The following is a 21,737-nucleotide window of genomic DNA, read 5'->3' as shown; positions in this document are numbered from 1 at the left end:
ATTTCTTGGCACCGCAAAAGCCTTGAAAAATATAATTACTTGATAATAAACGAAAAATATTTTTACGCCCAACGAATAATCAGGTAGTTAGGATTGTTTCGATAATGATTCTCACAAAGTTGGGCTAGTTGTATGGGATAGTGCAGCCAGTTATATTGATGGGTATCACTCTGAACTCAACAGAAAATCTTCTCTTGATATATTGAGAAAGCGTGGTCAGGAAATTAAGTCGGCCTTTGATGTCTGGGAGGAGTTACCAAAAGGCAACCCGAGTGACGGGTTGGATGCAATGGGGCAAGCTCATAAAGCGTTAGTCGTGTATGCAAAGTCACCAAGAAGTCAAGATGATTTGAAAAATCTTGCAGAGCAGATGGAGATATTTGCTGTACGAGCGAAGCGGGTTGGTAAGGTGGTGCAGCAGCTTCAACAAGTAAAATAAAATGCGAGGAGGACTAACCTATGATTACAATAGATGATTTGAAAACATCTCTTAATGATGTCTTACGCCAATTAAGCATTCTGCGTGGAAGTATACCTCTTGATGATCCTTTGAAAGACAGACTAGATGAGCTTTTCGACTACATTCTCAAAAAACGATTACGGATTGCCAAGAAAGTCTTTGAAGAAGGAACAGCCAAGTACGAAGCTGTGACAAGTAGATTAAAATCAATTAATGAAGAACTGCTCTCAACTATTGATGATATTAATAAAATAGCTGAAACTTTTGATTCGCTTACGCGCCTTGTCACAGCTCTTGATGATCTCCTCAACCTTGCCACATCAATTGCTGGCGGTGATATCTCTTTCCGTGCCGCTGTGGAGGAAAGAGCAACTATCAGATCAGCCGAGAAGATGTCACACAGAGTAGACCCATCAGTAGTTGAGCATCTTATGCAAGCCCCGCCCGCAGAGATTAGTGTAGTTGACGGCCCGCCTAAAAGCAGACCAGTCGCGCCGATTCCGGTTGAAGAAGTCCTGCACGGCATCGAACTAACAGACGAGAAACTGATCATCACTGTAGCCACAGGAGGTTGCACAGAAGAGGACAGTTTTCATGTTTATGTCGATAAGGGGTACACTGGGCTACCTCCGTATCAGGTCACTGTGTACAGAATTAAACCGGATGATTGCAAGGGGAACTTCGAGCCGGTACGAATATCCTTTTCACGAAGGGAGTTAGGCCTGGAAGGAAATGTTGATTTCCGTATCCTCAACAGGATTGGCAACACCTCGAATCATCGGCTCAAACCGTAACGATAGCGGGCAGTATCACAGGGCGTATTCTGCGAAAGCCTCCTGCGAAACGAACAACCTCGCAGGAGGGTCGCATTGCACAAGGAAAAGTTATTCAACAAAATGGAGGAATCCCAATGAAAACGCAAGCAACTAATAAGAACGAACCAAGGTTTACAGGAGAAGTGGTTCACCTTGAGGACATTGGTCTTACCTATGATTTCAGTGAAGACGAACTCGCGGCAACGCTCATATTCAACAAGCTGGTGGTCCATTTATGGGACGATCCAGGGGTTTTTGTGATTCCTCGCACGGTATCTCTCTCGATTCCGGTTGTCCATAATGACCGGAACCTGCGTATCACTCAGGGAATCAGCGGTTTTGTCAGTGTGGACGGTCCGGCACGGGCGGTTCTGCTTGTCCAGGCAGCCGGTGAGACCACTCTGGTCGATCTCAAGGAAGCGAACGATGATGGGCCGGAACAGGAAAACTCGTATTCTTTTAATGAGATCATAGAGGGTGAACTCCGGGCAGGAGCTGCATATCATGTTACTTTCTTTCTCCTGGTCGAGCGTGATGTTGATCATGGAGAAACAGGTGGTTCGCTGACTATCGACTCCCTGGACCTTGAGATCAAGGACCCTGCTGAGGAAGGATAACCGACTTTTTCCGGCTCATCGCAGGTTAGTGAGGAGAATATAGCCATTTTTTCCCTTTGTCTCTCTCCAGACCTCTTCACAGGGTAGTTCATGCTAATCTCACTGCCTGCTCTGAGCCAAAACCACCGCAACCAAGGCAGCAGTCTCTGCCCGCAGGATACGCAGCCCCAGCGAAACCATGGTAAATCCAACTTCCTCCGCATAAGCAACCTCATCAGGATGAAAGCCGCCTTCCGGCCCTATCAAGAGCAGTACTGGCTGACCATCACCCAAGTCAAAGGCGGGAAAAAACGCCCCAGCCTCCTTTTCCAAAGGATAATTTTATGTCCCTTCTCAGGGAAAGGGAGCTTCTCCAGAGCAACCGGAGCATAAATCTGCATAGGAACAGGGAAAACAGCCCCTGTAAGAGGAGGATAAAACTCTGTAACGGGAGAATAGGGCATTGTAACGGGTAAAACCCATCCCGCAGCAGGGGAAAACGGTTCTGCACCGGTCAAAAGTGACAATGCAGCAGGAAAAAATGACAGGGGAGCAGGAGAAAATGACACTGTAGCAGGAGAATGTCATACTGTAGCAGGTAAAAACGGTTCAGGAGCAGAGAAAAGCCATTTAGCACCGCTCCAGTGCCGGATCATTCTTGCCCTTGTCTTTTTTTGCTATCTTGTCCGCAGCAGGCGATACATTAATTCCCGGATACTCTCTCCCGGATGCGGAGGATTGTACATCTCCATAATCAACCTCGGTAATGATAGTCTTCGTAATGATCACCCGCCACCGCCACCACCACCGCCACCGCCACCACCACCGCCGCCGCCACCGCCACCGCCACCGCCACCACCGCCACCACCTGGGGCACTGCCTGGGCCGCCGCCGCTGCCGCTGCCGCTGCCACCACCTATTTTTTCACCAAGTATCAAGCTACATATCATGCCGATAAGCACCGGAAAAACAAAGACGAATAATGCCATAAGTCCTGCTACCTTCATAAAAAGGAAAATCCCACTCCAGATTGATTTTTGGGAATTACCAGCCTGCTCCTTTTTTTTCTGCTGCCGCCAATCCTCCGTAGCTCTCCTTGAAAACGCAAGCACCCCGTTCGGGACAGCAACCCGCACCTCCAGTTCCTTGCCCGGAGGCATTGCACCATGCGAGATGAACTCAACCGTGCGTTCGTCAATTTGTCGGGCCTCGGCAGGTACGCCGAAGTTTTTAAAGCTGGTGATCTTTCCGGTCAGCGAGTCCGGCAGGCGCACAGTAACCTTGCCGTTCTGAATCGGTGCAGATCGGTCTTTAAAGATGGCTTTGAGGTACACCCAATCTTCTTTCCCGTGAACCTGGATACCGCCTTTGATCCGATATTTCAGCACAAAGGTATGGCTCTCCGGAGGGTTCAGATCATGCCGCCATTTAATCCACCGCTGCCCGTTTTTGACATTCGTCTGAGCCGCCAGTCGCCATCTAATCCACCGTTGGCCGTTCTTGACATTCGTCTGAGCCGCCAGCTTCTTTTCGGTCTCAAAGACTTTGATCTGATCAATGCCGTCCACCTTGTCCAACGGAATATAGCGATACCGCTCATTGGTATGCGGCGCAGTGAACACGTATTTCTGGGTCTCGGTCACCAGCATATCCCCGTTCTGCTGGACATCAATGTCTACGTTGATGAATTCCCAGTAAAAGGGGGACGCCGCCGCTGGGTTAGCAGTCAGGAGGAGCGTGAGGAACAGCAAGGTGGGTATGAAATGGTGCTGCAGGTACTTCAATGGATTTACCTCCGTATGATTGATATGAATTGAAGGTTCACTCAAGCCCAGATCTTCACGTTGAGGACATGGTATTGATTAATTGTTCTCGTCTGTTGGATCCATCAAGGGGTATTATAGAGGCCAACGATTCGGATAAGTAGACATATCTGATCAATATAAAACTTCATACTAGATTCCTATGGGTTTTATTATCAACCTACTGAAACACTGTAATAAGTTTTTCACAAGAGTTTTTTCCGTTCAGTAATAATGAAGAGGCTTTATTTATCGGAAGATTTTGGCTGCAAGCCTAACTATCTTATTTTCGTTCCGACCAAATGCATGCAGTTATATGTTACGATTGCGGGGATTCGTGAGCAAGCAAACCGGGAGGGCGGGGGCGTGGATTGAAACAGGTTGTATGGGCAACGGTATGCCGTGCTCCTCCGGTCGCCCCTCCCTTCCCATGGAAGAGGAGAGTGCAATATAGAAAAACTTATATTGCATATACCAGGTAACTTTGGCCAGATACGACTATTCCCCTGGTTTTCTGGTTCCCAAGCTCCGGCTTAAGAACCCTTATTCCTGAAGCTTTGCTTCCTGTATAAAGCGCAGCTTCACGATGTCTGTCCCCAAGCAGAGTTTGGGGACGAAAAAACCGTTGCGGAATAAATTGAGCCGATCCATCCCCTGTGATAAACTATCTTGTACAAGGAAAAAGATAGATCCTGTCAGCGCATACGATATAATAAACGATTCTTCAACGAGATAATAAAACCTCCATTATCTCTACAAGCAATAAATACCCATGAAAGATGTACAAACGGACAAGTTCACCAAGACATACCTTGAGCACGGTATGATCTCTGAAGAAGTGACCTTCTTTAAAAAATTTGTGGACGGGATAGATGCTGATGAGGTTGAAAACTACCTCACTCGGATCCGGGAATTTTCAGAGGAATACATAGTGGACCATTTCCGCTTTGAAGAAGAGGAAGTCTTTCCGTTGATCCTCAAGCACGGTAATGAACGGGAAAAAATGATAGTGCAGATACTCCTGGATGAGCATGGAAAAATCTTAAAAAAACTCGAAGAGATTATGGAACAGATTGCGTCCTACGAAGCCCTGCCAACAGAACAAAAGGTTACAGATATTATGCTTTCAAGCAGGGAGTTTCTCGAAATGATCCTGGTTCATGCACGTAAGGAGGATGCGCATCTTTTTGCAGCTCATTCAAAAAAAACAACCTGATTGATTGCATGTTATCCTCTCTGAAACCCAATAACAGTCAGCACAGTGTAAACAAGCAACCAGATCCCCATGAACCACAAGGTGAGCCGACGGGCCCTCCCTTCCCTTGGCAGGAACAACAACGCCCCAACAAAGGTAGCCGGAATAAAAATCCCCGCCCAAAAGACCGGAAGATACCGCAGCAACTCCTGAAGCCCGATAAAAAACCACGGTCCATCAATATGGAGTAAACCAAAATGATCCCGCTCTAAGGGAGTCCTGAGAACCGGTGCAAGCAGGAAAAGGACAAAAACTACGGCAAGATGATCGCGCCAGGAAGCTGTATAACGGCGCAAATGGGGCCAAACACAAACGCCCCCCACGACCATCAGCCCGATCAAATGATTGAGATAGATCTTTTGCACCCCAGCTCTATTGCTATCAAAAAGGAGCTTATTGAAAAAATCGCCTAAAACAGGAAGAGAAAGGGTGATATTCTCAGCAATGGCACCAGCTGCCTCACCAGTCGCATCACCCCGAAGAATATAGCCGGTAAAAAGCAAGGTCAATGCAATCGGCACTGAAGCACTGAGCCGTAACCAGGCTGCCCGGGGAAAGCGATGAGCAGGCGATGAACCATCTTGCCAAAGAATGACAGCCAGATGGACCAACAAAAAGAACATGAAGGCCTGACTGGAAGAATAATGCAAAGACCGCCAAAAGGAACCAAAGGGCACGACCAGCTCAATGGTGGCTGTGGAATAAAAAGGCTCTGCCGCATTATACTGAAGCCCAACAATCAGACCGGAGAGCACCGAGATATACAGACTGATCAGGGCATGACCACCCCAGCGAACAGTAACCACGCCCTGTTGCAACCGTGCTGGCAAACCCAGCTTCTCCTGCTGACCTGGGACACTCATCAGATCGTCACCACATAACCGGTGACAGCCCCGCCAGCATCTTTTTGCACAGCCACCTCATACATCGGCAGATCCCGCTCAGCAGGCCCTCGCAGCCGCTTGCCTTGTTCCGTAAAACGGCTCTGATGACAGGGGCATTCAATAAGCTGCTGGTCTTCCAAAAAATTAACCCGGCACCCCAGATGGGTACAGGTCCTGGAAACCGCCCAGGCCTGCTCTCCCTGGGCAAAGAGGATAAAATCCCGCTCTGCATGGAAGCCACTCACCGGCAAAGGGGCAGCCACCTTGATATGGCGTGGCTTGGGTTTGACCGCAAAACCAGCAAAACGAAACAAGGGGTAAATCAGGCCAACTCCGATAAAGGTGCCGATCCAGTTCAGCATATTCCGCAGAAAACTCCGCCGTTCATCCGATGTATCGCTCTTCCTGTCCGCCATACCTGCCGTATCCTGCCCCTTAATGTATAAACTTTTCTTTCAGGGCTGCCAGCACATGAGCCGGGACCATCCCGCTGACATCCCCGCCATGCCGGGCTGCATCCTTTATAATAGAGGAGCTGATATATATCCAGCGAAAGCCTGTCATGAGAAAGACCGTCTGCACCCTGCGTTCCAGCTTCCGGTTCATCAGGGCCAGCTGAAACTCGTAATCAAAATCAGAGACCGCCCGCAGGCCACGGACAATAGCACATGCCTTTTGCTGGACAGCATAATCCACAATCAGGCCGTCTGTGGTGTCAACCGTCACATTCCTGTTTGCAGCAAAACATTTTTCAACCAGGGCAACCCGTTCTTCCAGGGTAAACAACGGTTTTTTACCCGCATTGATAGCCAACGCCACAATCACATGATCAAACATGCGTAATGAGCGCTTCACAATATCAACATGACCATTGGTTATGGGATCAAAGGTCCCAGGGTAGACAGCAATGCCGGTAGGACTCCCTGGCGAACAAGCCGCATCAGGGCTAAAGTCAGGGCTAAGGTAGTCAGGAATAACAGAATCAGGCATAAAAAATACTTCTTATAAGATCCATCCCTCCCCTTGGGAAGAGACAATAAAAAATAAATACGTTATGGACGTATCTATGCGTATCTATGAGTTGGGGGGCAGTCCACTCAACATCAGAAAAACGTAAATTTTCCACCCTCGCCGCCCACCGTTAAAACGGTGGGCTATTATCCATTTCAATATTTCGATAAAGCCAAAGACCGGTCTCTCCGTAACTCCGCTGGTTCACCAAAGTCAGTGTACCATACTGCTCTGCAAGTTCTTCACTTGCCCGTTCTTCTGCAACGACTAAACCATTTTCTTGCAGCAAGGATTCTCTTCCCAGCATTGCCAGGGTCTTTTCTGCCAGCTTTTTTGCATAAGGGGGGTCAAGAAAGATAATATCAAAGAGCAGCTGAGCAGGCATTTTCTTGTGCAAACGCTTGATACTGTCTGGCCGGGAAAGATTGATCTGCTGAAGGGAGGCTTGTGCAGAGGGAAAACAATTTTTCAGATTACCATGAATGAGTTCAAGGGCCTGGCGGGATTGATCAACAAACACTGCTGTCCCGGCACCCCGGCTCAAGGCTTCAAGACCAAGGGATCCGGTACCAGCATAGAGATCAAGGACCGTACTGCCTGCAAGCTCATCAGCAAGGATATTAAACAGGGCCTCACGCACCCTGTCGCCAGTGGGCCGGATACAATGCCAGCCTGCTTTGGGCCTGATCAGGTGTCGCCCTCTGGCTGAACCGCCAGTAATCCGCATAATATTCTAAGGGCAGCCTTTTTTTCTGCGAACAAAGGTATACAATTCCAAAAATAAACCAGAAAGGGCGTAAAGCAAGGCTGTGACAAACAGGGTCACAGGAGGCTCTGTGGCCAATAAGGTTAACACCAAAATCATCCCAACAACCGACTGAAAACGTTTCTCTTTGGTAATTTTGATCTTTTTAAAGCTTAGATAACGATGGCTTGAAATCATCAAATAGGAGAGCAGGTAGACCAACAAGAGGATGGAAAAATGTTTTACCGTCTCAGTAGCACCTAAGTAGTGAAAAAACATAACCATAGTTGCAATGGCCCCGGCAGCTGCCGGACAGGGTAAGCCCACAAAGTCATGATTGTCATTATCCGGATCTTCAGCCATGGAGTTAAAACGGGCCAGGCGCAACGCTGTGGTGGCAACATAGAGAAAAGCAGCCAGCCAGCCATAACGGCCATAGGGAATTAAAGCCCAAAGATAGGCCAACAAAGCCGGAGCAACCCCAAAGGACACCATATCACAAAGTGAATCCAGCTGCATGCCAAAGCGGGAGGTAGAATCTGTTAAACGGGCAACCCGTCCATCTAACCCATCAAAAACTCCTGCAACCAGGATAGCCACAGCAGCAGGAAAAAAATCTCCATTAATCGACGCAACCATGGAGTAAAAGCCACTAAACAAACTGGTACAGGTCAGCATGCTGGGCAGAGCGTTAAATCGATTGGATCGTGGTCGTTCCATATCTAGTTCTCCTTAAGCTGCTCTGCGAGTTCACTCACAGCCATTCCATAAAAAAGCGAGTGATTATAAGCACAGATCAAGATGCGTTGGACGAACAAAATTGCTCACTAAAGGCCCGGATAAAATCATCAAGCTGGTCTGCAGGCAGGGCATTTATGCCTGCTGCCGCTGCCCGACCGCCACCGCTGGGGAACTGACGACAAAGAACATCGGCCCCGTTACGGTTATTCAGGGGCGCACGAACACTGATTCGCAAGGACTGATCAGTATTTTCCGTTAACAGGGCATGGGCAAGTTCCGGCTTTTGCCGGGCCAGGGTATTGGAATAGACCCCTGCTACCCGGCGTGACCAGGCCTGAGCAGGCAGCTGATAAACACGACCGGTACTATCCTGATGCAGAGGATCAAAGGACAGGGCCTGTTCCATATCGCTCTGATAGCCATTTTTTAAGACTTGCAAGGCTTCGGCATCCGCATAAAAATCCAAGGGATTCGCATACGGGTGAACCTGGTGAAAAAGATCCACAGGATCAAAGAAGAGGTCTTCCAGGCTTGCTCCATAGCCGTTGTAATTCAGCAGAATCCCTGTTTCCTTGAGCTGGGCAAGGGCTTCCCCTTCAATGCCTTGCTGATGGGCCAGCTGTTCAGCTGATTCATCAAGATTATCACCAAAAGCACCAACAATGGCCCACAAAGCGTGTTTTCCCTCAAGGAGTTGGTTAATAATCAATGAGGTACAGGTCAGAGGCTGGGGATCAATATGGGCTATAAGGCCTTCTGAATCCGGGAGATCTCCAGCATAGTGATGGTCAGCATAAAACACCGTATTAGCACGGCCAGCAGTCAAAATTTTATGCAGACTGTCCCTGTTCTTATCCAGCGAGATATCAAGGACTGTAAAACTCGTATCGCTTTCCTCAACCACCTGGGCAAGCAGGCCAATATCCCGTTTTACTCCACTGAGTAAGCGGGCCTCTGGACGCGGTTCCGCAAGGCGCAGTTGCTGAAGAGCACAAATTCCATCGGCATCACCATTAAAAACATCAAAATATTGCATAGAAATCCTCAGTCTCCACTGCTTCCCATAAGATCAACCCCAAAGGGAGTGCCGATATTAGCCAGCTTAAACAGCACCATGATCTGCTCATTATCTGGTGTCACATCAGCCACCAACTCCACGGACCAACAGGAGGGATTATAGCTCAAACTGATCTTTTCAGCAATAGTCACAGAATCTTCAACAGATTGCTCCAGAGAATAGCCAGCTGCAAAATTATAGAGCAGGTTTACCCGGGTAAGCAACCTGATGGAGCTGGTATCCTCAATCTTATCCGTGGCACCAGCCTGAAAGAGATAATCAAAGGAAAATATATCGCCCCGGCTGTTGCGATAATAACTTTCCACATTATGCCGCGAAAATTCATCATCATAAATATCAAGATCAGTGTCGTACTTGAAATTAAAATTCTGCCACGGCGTCCAGGACATACGAAGCTGCACATCAGAAAAAGGCTCTTCTGAGACCGTATCGCGAAGGTCATAGCTCTGTTGCAGTTTAATATACCCGTAATCCCGTTCAAACTCCTCGTCATCTCCGCCCTCTGAACCAGCAAAGAAATTATTCACGCCATAGGTAATTATATTTTGATCCCCGGCGCTGTCCACGGCATCAAACCGGGGAAGTAGCTTATCCAGGTCTGGATCTGTTACATAGGTATAGCGAACAAAGGGGCGTAAGGTATGGCTCCATGTTGCCATCTCCTGACCCCCCAGAGCAAAATCCCGGCGCAAGGTTGTAGCGATTTCTCCGTTTACATCAGCAAGAAAACGATTTTCCGAATCTGTATCTTCCCATGCCTTTACCCCATTATCATCAATCAGATACATGGTATCCCTTATACCAGCTCCAACCGTGATTTCCAGATACTCACTAATCATGGGCAGAGCTGTTTTCAAACGAGGATACAGGTCAATACGCTGAGCTTGCACACCTGAGTCACGTTTATAATACACATAATCAGTATCCCAGGAAAAATCCACCTCTGTATCGTACAAGGAAACCAAGCCACTATATTTTACCTCAGGAAATTTCCACAGTGCTGTGGAGTCACCGCTCTCAGTAAGATCATCAATACCTTTAAGGGTTGCTTCCAGCGAGGTTCCGTTCCCCCAGGAACGAAGAGTGGTCAGCTTATTTTCCCGTTCATAGATATTTCTGTCCTGCAAGCCACGACCAAACTGTTCAGTGAGCCGCCTTTCACTCACAGCATAGCCGGTAAAGCCATTGGTAAATTCGTCGAGATAGTCCTGGTCAGAGACAAGATCAAGATCAAGTCGGGTTATCCATGCGCCGATTAGCTGATCTGCCTTCCCCCGGATCCAGTAACGGTTCTGATTGGTATGGGTATAGCCCGTATCAGCGTAATAGTCAGCATTATCTGGATTATCCATATCACTGAGATCATCGTTGAGGAAATTCATCATCATGGTTCCCTTTGACTGCTGATCCAGCATGTAACGGCCCTCTATTCCTGCCATGAAGCCTCGGTCAGCAAGATAATGAGGATACAGGGTGATATCACTGCTCGGCGAAAGATTAATAAAAAGCGGCCATTCCAGACTGAACCCACTCCGATCAGAAAGAGCGACTGAGGGGAAGAGAAAACCGGTTTGGCGATTTCGCTTGGCAGGCAATATCATGTACGGCGAGTATAAAACAGGCACATCTTTAATCCGAAAGGTGGCGTGCTTTAAAAAGGCATAACCGCCATCGGTAATTTTGGTATCTTTGGCATTGAGACTCCAGGGTGGAACTTCCCCCTCCTTCATCTTACAGGTCACTAACCAACCGTCTTCAATATGGTATGTCAATTCACCGGTCTTCTTTATAACCCGGCCTTCCACATGCATGTCCCTATACTGACGTATAATGGTCGCATCAGTAAACGAGGCTGTTTCCCTGGTCAGGTGAACTGTCCCATTCCTGGCCCTTAGTTTATCCGGGCCAATATCAATCAACACATTACCACGCAACTTCACCGTTCCCAGATCCATATCATAGACAAGCCAATCTGCCTTGATGGTCGTGATCACAGCTGAAGTGAACACCTCATCCTCTTCCGCTGCATCATCCTCTACAGCTGCTTCCAGACCTGCTTCTGGATCTGCTTCTGGATCTGGATCTGCTTCCGCCAAAGCAGGAGCCTCTTTCGGGGCAAGCAGGGCAGCCTCTCCGTCTTCCTGTGCCAGAGTACTATCAGTTATGTTTTCTTCTGAGGGGGTTGCATCTTCCCCCAGCAGATCACTCCAGTCTTTTGCATTGTTCTTTTGCTGGGTAGCCAAGGGTGTAATTTCCATTTTCTGGAGAACAACATTGCCCTCTGCTATGATGCTGGCAGGATCTTCAAATCGCGTCAGTTTATCAGCAGTGATTTCCCACTGCATTGCCCTGACGGCCTCTGCATGGACATTTGTGGGCTTAAACAGGCACGATACGCCCAGAAAACAAGCAACCGTTATAAAGGAAAAAAAAGGGGTTCGGCAATGCACCTCGTTACACTCCTGTAAATTGTCTCAAAAGAGGAAGAAATAATTATGAAAATTCAAGACTGTCATCTACACGAATTTACGCTTCCCACCTGCTTGTGTCAAGGAAAAAGGAGGCAGAAAAGGCAGGGAACGCTGAAAAGCTGCTCAGGCTTCTGCGCAAAAAAACAAATAAATTAGCCTTGCTAAAAACAATAAATTGTTTTATGACAAACGGTTATATTATACGGAATATGAGATAGTATCTGGACTTCACAATCCGTTCTTGTCTTTTCCGTACTTCCGGTAGTATAGTGTATTTCATTAATGTGATATTTGGCGATTATCAAATGCGCTCATTTTTTTCTATGAACCATATCTTTGGCCCGGTAAACTCCCGGCGACTTGGACGCTCCCTCGGAGTTGATCTTTTTCAGGATAAAATCTGCACCCTCAATTGTATCTATTGCGAAGTCGGTCCCACAGTTCTTCTGACCTGTGAACGGGCAGAGTATGCCCCGACAAAAGACATTATAAAAGAAATAGACAGCTATTGCCAGGACCAGAACCGGGTGGCAGAGCTGGATGTTATCACTGTAACAGCCAGTGGCGAACCCACCCTGCATGCAGATTTCGGGGAAATTGTCGCACATTTGAAAAAAACTGCTGCAAAACCCATTGCCGTGCTGACTAACGGAACAACCCTGACCTCGCCTCAGGTTTGCCAGGAAATGTCCCAGGCTGACGTGGTGATTCCTTCACTGGACTCGGCCTTGCCACAAGGATTCAGAAAAATTGATCGGCCAGCAACCTGCATTGAGCTTGATAACGTTATTAAAGGACTGATCAGCTTTTCCCATTCATATAAGGGAACAATCTGGTTGGAAATACTCTTTGCCCAGGGCATCAACGACACTGCCGAAGAGATTAACGCACTACGTCAGACTGTTCAACAGATGCGTATTGATCGCATCCAGCTGAACACTGTTGCCCGCCCCCCTCTGGAATCCTTTGCTCGCCCGATCAATCAAAAGAGCATGGCAGCAATTGCCCGGCAATTCCAGGAGGACAACCCTTTCTGCCCGGTTGACCTGCTCGCTTTTCAGGCAAGCCAGGAAGACGAAGCAGAAGAGCCGAAAAAGTTTTTTTTCAATCTTGACCGTGCAGCTGATAAAAAGGCCTTCACGGTTGAGCTTGTCGAGATGTTAAAACGGCGGCCTTGTACGGCTGCTGATATCAACCGCACCTTTCATCTTGGAGGTGCGGAAAAGGTTGAGCTCCTGCTTGACGCCCTTGCACAGGACGGTTGCATACAAAAGAGAGTACATGGAGACAGCGTCTATTATCAATAACCCAGACGCACTCCCCACTTCCGTCCCAATGCTGTACTGCAACGGCAGGAGCTTATATTGTTTATTTCACAACGCAGGAACATTGTACTATGACCAATGAAACAGAAAACACTACCAAAGAACAACAGCAAACAATAAAAGTCCGCACTGTCTGCACCGGTGCCTGGTGGAAAAGTGCCAAGCCCAAAAAGGCTGCGCAAACCCAACAAACCGAGCAGACAAAACGGAACGGAGAAAAAAAAACTAACCCCCCGGTCAGTAAAAAGCAGGGTCAAACATCCAAAGCGCTTTCGGGAGCAACAGAGAATAACACATCAGAAAAACAAGATGTTTCCCCAGAACAGTTAAAACAGCCAGCGCAAAAGGCCGCAGCTGAGAGTCCGAAAGAGGTGAAAAAGCCTTTACGCAGCCCCAAGAGACAAGACCGAAAACCAACACCTGCCAAACAACATTCTCAACAGGTTCAGGAAGAAGAGAAAAAAGAGCAGGAAACAAAGAAGAGCAAAGAAACCTCTTCTGAGCAAACCCAGCCCAGGAAAGATAAGAAGGATAGTAAAAACAAGAACAAACAGAAAGCCACGCCTGAACGGGAAGCAAAAACCGAAGGTCAGGAAAAAGAGACTAAGCAGCAAAAAAACAAAAAAGTCCGCCTGCTCATCAATGCAGAAGAACCTGAAGAATGCAGGATTGCCCATGTGGAAGACGGACGCCTGGAATCCTTTCATGTCAACACCGTGGTCCGGGAGCATACCAAAAATAATATCTATAAGGGCCGCATCGTTTCTATTGAAGCCAACCTCCAGTCTGCCTTTGTGGAAATTGGTACAGGCCGTAATGGTTTTCTGCCCTTTAACGATATCCACCCGGAATACTATCGGGAAGATATCAGCGAGCAAACCCGAACCCTGATCAATCAGCAACAGTGGAAAAAACTCAAGATCGAAGATGTGGTCAAACGCGGTCAGGAAGTCCTGGTCCAGGTAGTGAAAGAGGTCACTGGCAATAAAGGCGCCAATATGACCACCTATCTTTCTTTGCCTGGACGTTGTCTTGTACTCATGCCAGGGAGTGACAGCGCTGGCATATCCCGCAAAATTTCTGGTGAGCAGCGACGAAGCCGGTTACGGGAAATTATGTCTGGCTTCAATATCCCCGAGGGAGTGGGTTATATCGTCCGCACAGCCAGTGCGGAAATCACCAAGACCGCCCTGCAGCAGGATCTTCGTTACCTTACAGGCCTGTGGACGGAAATCAAAAAACGAGGTCAAACCTCTCCGGCTCCGGCCTTAATCTATGAGGATCAGGACACGGTGCTTCGTTTCCTTCGGGATCATTTTACCCAGGATATTCAGGAGATCGTTGTTGATACTGAGGAATCCTATAATCAGGTGAGCAACTTTATTGACATGCTCCCTGCCCGTCAGAAAAAGGTGCAGGTCAGGCTCCATCGCGGGGTTAAACCAATCTTTAATCAGAATAATATTGAAGAACAGATTGAATCTATTTATCAACCCCAGGTGCAGCTGCCTTCGGGCGGTTCCATTGTTATTAATCCTACAGAGGCACTGGTCGCCATTGATGTCAACTCTGGTCGGACCTCGCAAAAAGGTAACTTTGAAAAATCTATCTTTCTCGCCAATATGGAAGCAGCAGAGGAACTGGCCCGCCAGCTACGATTGCGGGATCTGGGTGGCCTGATCGTAGTGGACTTCATTGATATGCGGAGCAAGAATAATATCAAGGAATTGGAAAGACAGGTTAAAAATGCCATGAAACGGGATAAGGCCAAGGTTGATATCAGTCGGATCTCCCGCTTCGGCCTGATGCAGATCTCCCGCCAAAAAATGGGGGCTCCCATCGAGAAAGGCAGCTATCACCGTTGCGATCATTGTGATGGACGTGGGCTGGTCCGCTCTGTGGAAACCCTGGCCCTGTACTATCTCCGTCGGATCCAGACCGGTGTGGCCCGCAAAAAGATCAATCGGGTAGAGGCCTGTCTGCCTCTGGAGGTCGGGCAATACCTGTTGAATAAGAAACGAACTGAGCTTATGGAACTGGAAAATAAGCACCAGGCAACCATCAGCATCCTGCCTAGTCCAGAAATGAAGCCAAGCGAGAATAATATTCGCTTTCTTTCCTGAGAGAATGAGCAATGGTAGAGCAGGCCTCTATGTCTCTGCCCTGTTCAAACCGGATGAAATCATTCAGGGCAATCACAAGGATTGCCCTTCACTGCCCCTTTGTCTTTTGTCTTTTGTCCTTTGGCTCAATGCACTTGCGCCATACAAGGCTCATCCTGACAGGCATTGACCTCAATCGTCACATGGGACAACTCGTGGAACCTTCCCAACAGGGCCTTATAATGCTCTGCTGATTGTGGATAATGAGTTACCAGGGCAATGATTGCAGCATACTGATTGACCCCAACCTTCCAGATATGTATATCAGAAACCCTGTTATCAGCATCTGCCTCAATGACCTTTCTCACCTCCTGCTGATACTCCTCTTCAATACTGGCATCAAGCAGGATCGGACCTGCCTGTTTAAGCAAGCTGTATGACCACCGGGCAATAATCACTGCACCCACAATCCCCATTGCTGCATCAAGCCAGCCCCAGCCTAAAAATTTCCCGGCAAGCAAGGCACCAAGAGCAAGTAAGGAGGTCAAGGCATCCGCCAGAACATGGACATAGGCTGCTTTCAAATTATGGTCATGATGATGATCATGGTGGTGATGATCTTCATGATGATTATGATCGTCTTTAAGAAGAAAGGCACTGACGACGTTCACCAATAAACCAATGCCCGCAACAATCATAGCCTCATTAAAATGAATAGCTTCCGGGTTAATAATCCTTTCAAGAGATTCAATGACCATGAGTAAGGCAACAACAGCCAATGCCACTGCACTGGCAAAGCCGCCAAGTACGGTTACCTTGCCTGTCCCAAAGGTATATTCAGGATTGCTTTCATGCTTTCTTGAGTAGCGATAGGCAAAAATCGCAATGAGAAAGGCGGCAACATGGGTGCTCATATGCCAGCCGTCAGCCAACAGTGCCATGGAGCCATAGGCTGTTCCGGCAATGATTTCCACCACCATTGTTACCAGAGTAAGAAAGAGAACATATTGCGTCCGTCTCTCTCCCTTCTCATTATTTACTGAGAAATTATGATGATGTTGCCATTTTTCTAATGTATGTATATGCATTCCAAACCTCAAAAAATTGATTCAGCTGATGTAACAAGATTCTATTGAGATAATCACTCAGGCTTGAAATGTAAATAGTTCATTCTCGCAGAAGCGCCACAAGCCTCCTGTCAACGTATCAGGTGGCTCCTATCACTCTGGTAAAAACATTTTCTCCAGCCAGGTGTGAGCTTGCCGAATTTCGGTACCATCTGGATAGGTTGTTTCCTGATCAAGTTTCCTGACGATCTGTACTTTGGGAATCTTGCCAAGATGTCGATCAAAAAGCATAAAATTATTACTACGCTGGCTGTCTGCCCATTTGACCTCAAGCATCAGGCAGGGTGATGTTTCTCTGGTCACAAGAAAATCAATTTCATTGCCGTCCTTGGTTTGCAAATAATGCAGACCTAACTCCTCACCTAAGCAGTCTTCCCGAAAATGAATCTCTTTCAGCAGAGCGCAGGCCGTTGCATTTTCCAAACGTATGCCTCTATCTCCGAGAACCTGTCCGGTGTCGTAAAAATAGTATTTCGGCGTTTTGAGTAAGGATCGGGCAACATTGCAATGATAGGGAGTTACCCGAAATATTATATACATATTTTCCAGTAAGGTCAGCCATTTCTTCACCGTCTTGTCGCTGACTTGTAGATCCTGGGCCAGCGAGCTGAAGGAAACCGGGCTGCCCACTCGCTTCCTCAGCAGTTGAATCAAGGTCTCAACGGCACTGATCTGCTGAATGTTTTCCAATTCTATGAGATCCTGCCTGATGATAATATCCAGATGAGAACGTTTCCAACGCTTGTAGAACCTTTTTTCTCCTTCCAGGTAGGGTTCTGGGAATCCTCCGATTTCAAGCAGCTGATCTAAGGCAGATTCTGATGAAACCCCAGGTCGTAACGAAGTCAGTTCTTTAAGATCAAGAGGGTGTAGTCTGAACTGAAAAAAACGACCAGCCAAGGAGTCGCCTACTTTTTTATAAGTGTCCAGTTTAGCACTGCCAGTGACCACGAGCGCAGGAGGAATACCTTCTGTGTCATATACTCCTTTCAACCACGACTTCCAATCCCTCAACTTATGCAGTTCATCAAAAATGACAGCTTGTTTTTTTCTGTCCCAGATGCGTTCCAGCAGTCTGAGCCGGTGCTCGGAGCTGTCAAAATTGAGATAGTCAAAATCCTGAACCAGCATTTTGGAAAGGGTGGTCTTGCCGGACTGCCTCGGGCCAGTAATAAGAATAATCTTGCGGACAAGATCCTCTCTGATGGTTTGGGTAAGGTATCGCTTCATGCTGACCATTATAACCCCCATTCCGAGAAAGTCAAGACTATTTCGGAATAGGCTCCGAAAAAGTCAAAACATAAAGCAATCATCTGAAAAAACCGGGCCACGCACTAAACACGTACCCGGCAAGATTGGCTATCAAACATCAATTTAGAGACATCGAAAAAAGGATAACCGAGTGCAGCCAAAAACCCCATCATTCCCCTTTACATTTCCCCACCCAATCACTACTCTTTAAAAAAACGGCTCACCCCCCCCCTGCCAACACAACTGACCAGGCAGTGAGAGCCCTTTCTTTATACGAATCACAACAACATTTTGAAAAAAAGGAGACCTGCGATGAGACGGATTTTTCTGTTTTTGCTGACCAACATAGCTGTCCTGGCGGTGCTGTCCATCAGCGCGCGCATTCTGGGCATAGATCGCTTCCTGACCAGTAATGGGCTGAACATGACCTTCCTGCTCGCCTTTTCCGCCCTGATCGGTTTTGGCGGCTCGTTCATTTCCCTGCTGATGTCAAAAAAGCTCGCCAAATGGAGCACCAGAGCCCAAGTCATCAAGCAACCGAGCAATCAGGAGGAACGCTGGCTTATGGACACGGTTGCCAGACTGGCTTCCAAGGCCGGGCTGGGCATGCCAGAGGTCGCTATCTATCAGGGTGCCCCCAACGCCTTTGCCACCGGGCCCAGCCGCTCCAATTCCTTGGTTGCGGTCTCCACCGGACTTATGCAAAGCATGAATAAACGCCAGGTGGAAGCGGTTCTGGCCCACGAAATCTCCCATGTGGCCAACGGTGATATGGTCACCCTGACCCTGATCCAAGGCGTGATCAATACCTTTGTCATCTTTCTCTCCCGGGTCGCAGCCTTTGCCGTGGATAATTTCCTGCGCGGAGACGATGAGGACGCTGGCGGCTTTAGTATCGGCTACTTCATCACCAGCATCGTGTTTGAAATACTTTTTGGTATCCTGGCAAGCATCATTGTGATGTATTTCTCCCGCATCCGGGAATACCGGGCCGATGCCGGGGCCGCCGCCCTGCTGGGTGACAAACGCCCCATGATTGAGGCCCTCCAGGTTCTCGGCAACATGACTCCTGGTGAGCTGCCCAAGGAGATGGCAGCCCACGGTATTTCCGGCAACACCATGAAGGCCCTGTTCAGCAGCCACCCGCCTTTAAAAGAACGAATCGCTGCTTTGCAAAAGAAGTAACCGCTATCCTCTTATTCAGATAACCTCAAACGGAGAAAAACCATGTCCTCAAGACAGCCCCTCTTTTCTCTTGTTCCCCTGCTCTTTGCCGCCCTCCTCCTCACCTCCTGCTCCAGTGCCTATTACTCGGCCATGGAAAAAGTTGGGATCCATAAACGGGATATCCTGGTTGACCGGGTTGAAGGAGCCAGAGATGCACAGGAAGAAGCCCAGGAGGAATTCAAGTCTGCGCTGGAACAGTTCGCCTCGGTGGTGGCTTTGAAAGAGACAGATCTGAAAATAGCCTATGACAAGCTGAATGCGGAATATCTTGATTGCGAGCAGGCAAGCGAGAAGGTGTCGACCCGAATTGACAAGGTGGAAAAGGTCTCTGAAGATCTGTTCGAGGAATGGGAAGACGAGCTGGAATTATATGAAAACCAGACCTACCGTGAGACGAGCAAACGACAGCTACGGAAAACCAAATCCCGCTACCGGAATATGCTGGCCTCCATGCGAGCAGCAGAGCGAAGCATGGCCCCTGTCCTGGAAACCTTTGAAGATAATGTCCTGTATCTCAAGCATAACCTGAATGCCCAGGCCATCGGCTCCCTGCAGGGGGAATTTGCTGGGCTGCAAAAGGATATTGATGTGCTGATTGAGCGGATGAATAAGGCGATCCAGGAGTCCAACGCCTTTATCGCCCAGATGGGGCAAAGTTAATTTGCAGGAGGGGACACGGCATGCCGTGTCCCTACTGCTTCATCACCTCCAGAGCGCCTTTGATAATCCCGGCAACATCAATACCGGCATCCTTCCATAGGATCTGCTGCGGGGCCTGATCAATAAATTTATTACCATATCCCAGAGTTCGGACAGGGATGAGCAGGTGCATCTCGTGCAGCATCTGGAGCACTGCACTGCCGAAGCCGCCCTTTTTCACATTATCTTCCACAGTCAGCACCCTGCCGCAGGTACTGGCCCAATCACAGATCAATTCGTTATCCAGGGGTTTAATAAAACGCGGATTGATCACAGCAGCATCAATACCCAACTTGGCTAAACCCTCAGCAGCCTCCAAGGCAGGATATACCCTATTACCGACGGGAAGCAGGAGCAGATCCTTACCCTCCCGCAGTAACTCCCCCTGTCCTATAGGCAGAAGTTTGAACTCCGGGTCAAGGAGCACATCCTCACCATTTCCTCGTGGATAGCGGATAGCACAAGGGCCATCATTGTTTATTGAGGTGTAGAGCATATGCTGCAACTCGTTTTCATCCTTGGGTGCCATTACGGTCAGGTTGGGGATAAAACGGAGAAAAGAAAGATCAAACACGCCGTGATGGGTGGATCCGTCATCACCCACCACCCCGGCCCGATCCAGAGCAAAGGTGACAGGCAGGTCAGGCAGGCAGACGTCATGGATGACCTGATCCAAGGCCCGCTGCATGAAACTGGAATACACCGTAACCACAGGCCGCAGGCCGTCCATAGCCAAGCCCGCAGCAAAGGTCACTGCATGTTGCTCAGCAATGCCCACATCAAAAAAACGATCCGGGAAGCGCTGACTAAACTCTGTCAAGCCGGTGCCAGCAGGCATAGCTGCGGTGATACCGCATACTCGCTTATCCTGCTCAGCCAGAGAGCAGATGGTCTTGCCAAAAGTTGCTGTATAGGAAATCGATCCAGAGGCGGGTAAGGGTTTGCCCGTTTCAATGGTAAAAGGTCCTAAGCCATGATAGTCTCCAGGGTTCTTTTCCGCTGGGCCATAGCCTTTGCCCTTGGTGGTCAGGACGTGAACCAGCACAGGCCCACGGTGGTCAGTATCCCGCACATTTCTCAAAGTAGTAATAAGGTCTTCCAGATCATGCCCCGGAATCGGGCCGATATACTTGAATTTCAGGGCCTCGAACAACATTCCTGGTGTAAAAAAGGCCTTCAGGCTGTCCTCGGATTTTCGCAGCACACTGAGGATATTCTCACCCACCGAGGACATAGACTTTAATCCGTCTTCCACATGATCCTTAAGGCTGCGCATGGACTTGGAGTTAAGCTTTCTGCTCAGGAAGCTGGACATGGCCCCCACATTGGGCGAGATGGACATCTCATTATCATTAAGGATAACGATGAGATCCTTGTGCAGGTCACCGGCATGATTCAGGGCCTCAAAGGCCATGCCTGCGGTCATGGAACCATCACCAATCACAGCAATAACCTTACTCTCATCGTCTTGCAGCTCTTTGGCTGCGGCAAGCCCTAAGCTATAGGAAATTGAAGTGGAACTATGACCGGTCTCCACCACATCATACTCACTCTCAGAACGCTTTGGAAAACCGCTGATGCCCTGATACTGGCGAAGGGTATGAAATTTTTCCCGGCGCCCGGTGATTAACTTATGAGCATAGCATTGATGACCCACATCCCAGACCAATTTATCTTTGGGGGTTTTAAAGACATAATGAAGAGCCAGAGTGAGTTCCACCACTCCGAGACAGGGTGCAAGATGACCTCCGTTTTTTGCAACCGTGCTGATAATTTTTTCGCGCAATTCCTCAGCGAGCTGCTCCAGTTCCCTGAGATTAAATCCACGAAGATCATCCGGACTATCTATGCTGTCCAACAGGTTGCTGCCTGGAACAGGGTTTTCCTTAAGGGCCATGATTATGTCCTCTGCCTCTGCTAACCCTTGATCCGGGCTGCTGCTTGAGTATTCCGCCATGTACTTCCTATATCAAATAACTTCTATCCCTGCCTGCTTTTGGAGGCGGGACAATAGAACAATATTGTAACCGTTCAGACCCCTCTCATTTTTTTTACGCAGCAAGAGGCAGAGGAGGCACATCCAGCCCCTGGCGCCGAGCCGTGATAACCTCAGCGAGATATTTCCACGGACAGGCGTTGCGCTTCCTA

General features: G+C 48.4%; 21 protein-coding genes. 8 read left to right on the top strand and 13 right to left on the bottom strand.

Annotated features, from left to right (window positions below; translation table 11 throughout):
* Positions 1-202: 202 nt before the first annotated feature.
* The 3 genes from L2082_RS11470 to L2082_RS11460 all read left to right on the top strand — a co-directional run bounded on the left by L2082_RS11470 (position 203) and on the right by L2082_RS11460 (position 1,892).
* The gene (locus L2082_RS11470) at positions 203-439 is read left to right on the top strand and encodes a hypothetical protein (protein WP_446011761.1); all 237 of its coding nucleotides are present in this window, start codon (positions 203-205) and stop codon (positions 437-439) included.
* 20 nt (positions 440-459) lie between these two features.
* A complete protein-coding gene (locus tag L2082_RS11465; protein ID WP_446010624.1) occupies positions 460-1,254 on the top strand; it encodes a hypothetical protein in 795 nt (264 codons plus the stop codon).
* 116 nt (positions 1,255-1,370) lie between these two features.
* The gene (locus L2082_RS11460) at positions 1,371-1,892 is read left to right on the top strand and encodes a hypothetical protein (protein ID WP_446010623.1); all 522 of its coding nucleotides are present in this window, start codon (positions 1,371-1,373) and stop codon (positions 1,890-1,892) included.
* 99 nt (positions 1,893-1,991) lie between these two features.
* On the opposite strand, the gene L2082_RS11455 is transcribed toward L2082_RS11460, so the two are convergent.
* From L2082_RS11455 to L2082_RS11445, 3 genes are all read right to left on the bottom strand, one after another.
* On the bottom strand, positions 1,992-2,204 hold the full coding sequence (locus tag L2082_RS11455; protein WP_446010622.1) for an RsmE family RNA methyltransferase: 213 nt from the start codon (positions 2,202-2,204) through the stop codon (positions 1,992-1,994).
* A 297-nt stretch (positions 2,205-2,501) separates the two neighbouring features.
* Entirely contained in the window at positions 2,502-2,660 is a 159-nt protein-coding gene (locus L2082_RS11450) for a hypothetical protein (RefSeq protein WP_446010621.1), read from the bottom strand.
* Complete coding sequence (locus L2082_RS11445; protein ID WP_446010620.1) at positions 2,657-3,655, bottom strand: DUF2207 domain-containing protein; 999 nt, start codon at positions 3,653-3,655, stop codon at positions 2,657-2,659. Before L2082_RS11445 ends, L2082_RS11450 begins: the two co-directional genes overlap by 4 nt.
* Positions 3,656-4,445: 790 nt before the next feature.
* Between L2082_RS11445 and L2082_RS11440 the strand changes: the two genes are divergently transcribed.
* The gene (locus tag L2082_RS11440) at positions 4,446-4,889 is read left to right on the top strand and encodes a hemerythrin domain-containing protein (RefSeq protein ID WP_446010619.1); all 444 of its coding nucleotides are present in this window, start codon (positions 4,446-4,448) and stop codon (positions 4,887-4,889) included.
* An 11-nt stretch (positions 4,890-4,900) separates the two neighbouring features.
* On the opposite strand, the gene L2082_RS11435 is transcribed toward L2082_RS11440, so the two are convergent.
* The 7 genes from L2082_RS11435 to L2082_RS11405 form a co-directional block, all read right to left on the bottom strand.
* Entirely contained in the window at positions 4,901-5,791 is an 891-nt protein-coding gene (locus L2082_RS11435) for a cytochrome b N-terminal domain-containing protein (RefSeq protein WP_446011760.1), read from the bottom strand.
* Positions 5,791-6,228 (bottom strand): Rieske 2Fe-2S domain-containing protein, encoded by a 438-nt coding sequence (locus L2082_RS11430; RefSeq protein ID WP_446009952.1) that lies wholly within the window; start codon positions 6,226-6,228, stop codon positions 5,791-5,793. Before L2082_RS11430 ends, L2082_RS11435 begins: the two co-directional genes overlap by 1 nt.
* 19 nt (positions 6,229-6,247) lie before the next feature.
* Positions 6,248-6,802 carry a pantetheine-phosphate adenylyltransferase gene (gene coaD / locus L2082_RS11425; RefSeq protein ID WP_446009951.1) on the bottom strand — a complete coding sequence of 185 codons (555 nt, stop codon included), beginning with the start codon at positions 6,800-6,802 and terminating at the stop codon, positions 6,248-6,250.
* Positions 6,803-6,953: 151 nt separating this feature from the next.
* Positions 6,954-7,550 carry a 16S rRNA (guanine(966)-N(2))-methyltransferase RsmD gene (rsmD, locus tag L2082_RS11420; protein WP_446009950.1) on the bottom strand — a complete coding sequence of 199 codons (597 nt, stop codon included), beginning with the start codon at positions 7,548-7,550 and terminating at the stop codon, positions 6,954-6,956.
* Positions 7,551-7,556: 6 nt separating this feature from the next.
* Positions 7,557-8,288 carry a CDP-diacylglycerol--serine O-phosphatidyltransferase gene (gene pssA / locus L2082_RS11415; protein WP_446009949.1) on the bottom strand — a complete coding sequence of 244 codons (732 nt, stop codon included), beginning with the start codon at positions 8,286-8,288 and terminating at the stop codon, positions 7,557-7,559.
* Positions 8,289-8,364: 76 nt separating this feature from the next.
* On the bottom strand, positions 8,365-9,345 hold the full coding sequence (locus L2082_RS11410) for an acetyltransferase (RefSeq protein WP_446009948.1): 981 nt from the start codon (positions 9,343-9,345) through the stop codon (positions 8,365-8,367).
* Positions 9,346-9,353: 8 nt separating this feature from the next.
* Positions 9,354-11,732, bottom strand: a complete 2,379-nt coding sequence (locus L2082_RS11405; RefSeq protein ID WP_446009947.1) for an LPS-assembly protein LptD — start codon at positions 11,730-11,732, stop codon at positions 9,354-9,356.
* Positions 11,733-12,163: 431 nt separating this feature from the next.
* On the opposite strand from L2082_RS11405, the gene L2082_RS11400 reads away from it, so the two are divergent.
* A complete protein-coding gene (locus tag L2082_RS11400) occupies positions 12,164-13,165 on the top strand; it encodes a radical SAM protein (RefSeq protein ID WP_446009946.1) in 1,002 nt (333 codons plus the stop codon).
* Positions 13,166-13,254: 89 nt separating this feature from the next.
* A complete protein-coding gene (locus tag L2082_RS11395; protein ID WP_446011759.1) occupies positions 13,255-15,306 on the top strand; it encodes an Rne/Rng family ribonuclease in 2,052 nt (683 codons plus the stop codon).
* A gap of 125 nt (positions 15,307-15,431) precedes the next feature.
* Here L2082_RS11395 and dmeF read toward each other — a convergent pair whose 3' ends face one another.
* Positions 15,432-16,373 carry a CDF family Co(II)/Ni(II) efflux transporter DmeF gene (gene dmeF, locus L2082_RS11390; protein ID WP_446010730.1) on the bottom strand — a complete coding sequence of 314 codons (942 nt, stop codon included), beginning with the start codon at positions 16,371-16,373 and terminating at the stop codon, positions 15,432-15,434.
* Positions 16,374-16,505: 132 nt separating this feature from the next.
* Positions 16,506-17,642 (bottom strand): ATP-binding protein, encoded by a 1,137-nt coding sequence (locus L2082_RS11385; RefSeq protein ID WP_446011758.1) that lies wholly within the window; start codon positions 17,640-17,642, stop codon positions 16,506-16,508.
* A gap of 333 nt (positions 17,643-17,975) precedes the next feature.
* On the opposite strand from L2082_RS11385, the gene htpX reads away from it, so the two are divergent.
* Together htpX and L2082_RS11375 are read left to right on the top strand one after the other, a co-directional pair.
* Positions 17,976-18,848 carry a protease HtpX gene (gene htpX / locus L2082_RS11380; RefSeq protein ID WP_446010728.1) on the top strand — a complete coding sequence of 291 codons (873 nt, stop codon included), beginning with the start codon at positions 17,976-17,978 and terminating at the stop codon, positions 18,846-18,848.
* A gap of 42 nt (positions 18,849-18,890) precedes the next feature.
* Positions 18,891-19,550 carry a DUF2959 domain-containing protein gene (locus tag L2082_RS11375; protein WP_446011757.1) on the top strand — a complete coding sequence of 220 codons (660 nt, stop codon included), beginning with the start codon at positions 18,891-18,893 and terminating at the stop codon, positions 19,548-19,550.
* 31 nt (positions 19,551-19,581) lie between these two features.
* Here L2082_RS11375 and dxs read toward each other — a convergent pair whose 3' ends face one another.
* A complete protein-coding gene (dxs, locus tag L2082_RS11370; protein ID WP_446011762.1) occupies positions 19,582-21,486 on the bottom strand; it encodes a 1-deoxy-D-xylulose-5-phosphate synthase in 1,905 nt (634 codons plus the stop codon).
* Positions 21,487-21,737 lie beyond the last annotated feature (251 nt).

The organism is Candidatus Electrothrix sp. (assembly GCF_052785085.1).
The sequence above is the reverse complement of the archived record's forward strand: the minus strand, read 5'-3'. Positions and strand labels throughout refer to the sequence as shown.

Bases quoted from the DNA above. Each gene is read 5' to 3' on its own strand.
- L2082_RS11465 (WP_446010624.1), top strand. From the start codon at position 460: ATGATTACAATAGATGATTTGAAAACATCTCTTAATGATGTCTTACGC.
- L2082_RS11460 (WP_446010623.1), top strand. From the start codon at position 1,371: ATGAAAACGCAAGCAACTAATAAGAACGAACCAAGGTTTACAGGAGAA.
- L2082_RS11440 (WP_446010619.1), top strand. From the start codon at position 4,446: ATGAAAGATGTACAAACGGACAAGTTCACCAAGACATACCTTGAGCAC.
- L2082_RS11435 (WP_446011760.1), bottom strand. From the start codon at position 5,791: ATGAGTGTCCCAGGTCAGCAGGAGAAGCTGGGTTTGCCAGCACGGTTG.
- L2082_RS11430 (WP_446009952.1), bottom strand. From the start codon at position 6,228: ATGGCGGACAGGAAGAGCGATACATCGGATGAACGGCGGAGTTTTCTG.
- coaD (WP_446009951.1), bottom strand. From the start codon at position 6,802: ATGCCTGATTCTGTTATTCCTGACTACCTTAGCCCTGACTTTAGCCCT.
- rsmD (WP_446009950.1), bottom strand. From the start codon at position 7,550: ATGCGGATTACTGGCGGTTCAGCCAGAGGGCGACACCTGATCAGGCCC.
- pssA (WP_446009949.1), bottom strand. From the start codon at position 8,288: ATGGAACGACCACGATCCAATCGATTTAACGCTCTGCCCAGCATGCTG.
- L2082_RS11410 (WP_446009948.1), bottom strand. From the start codon at position 9,345: ATGCAATATTTTGATGTTTTTAATGGTGATGCCGATGGAATTTGTGCT.
- L2082_RS11405 (WP_446009947.1), bottom strand. From the start codon at position 11,732: ATGCAGTGGGAAATCACTGCTGATAAACTGACGCGATTTGAAGATCCT.
- L2082_RS11400 (WP_446009946.1), top strand. From the start codon at position 12,164: ATGCGCTCATTTTTTTCTATGAACCATATCTTTGGCCCGGTAAACTCC.
- L2082_RS11395 (WP_446011759.1), top strand. From the start codon at position 13,255: ATGACCAATGAAACAGAAAACACTACCAAAGAACAACAGCAAACAATA.
- dmeF (WP_446010730.1), bottom strand. From the start codon at position 16,373: ATGCATATACATACATTAGAAAAATGGCAACATCATCATAATTTCTCA.
- L2082_RS11385 (WP_446011758.1), bottom strand. From the start codon at position 17,642: ATGAAGCGATACCTTACCCAAACCATCAGAGAGGATCTTGTCCGCAAG.
- htpX (WP_446010728.1), top strand. From the start codon at position 17,976: ATGAGACGGATTTTTCTGTTTTTGCTGACCAACATAGCTGTCCTGGCG.
- L2082_RS11375 (WP_446011757.1), top strand. From the start codon at position 18,891: ATGTCCTCAAGACAGCCCCTCTTTTCTCTTGTTCCCCTGCTCTTTGCC.
- dxs (WP_446011762.1), bottom strand. From the start codon at position 21,486: ATGGCCCTTAAGGAAAACCCTGTTCCAGGCAGCAACCTGTTGGACAGC.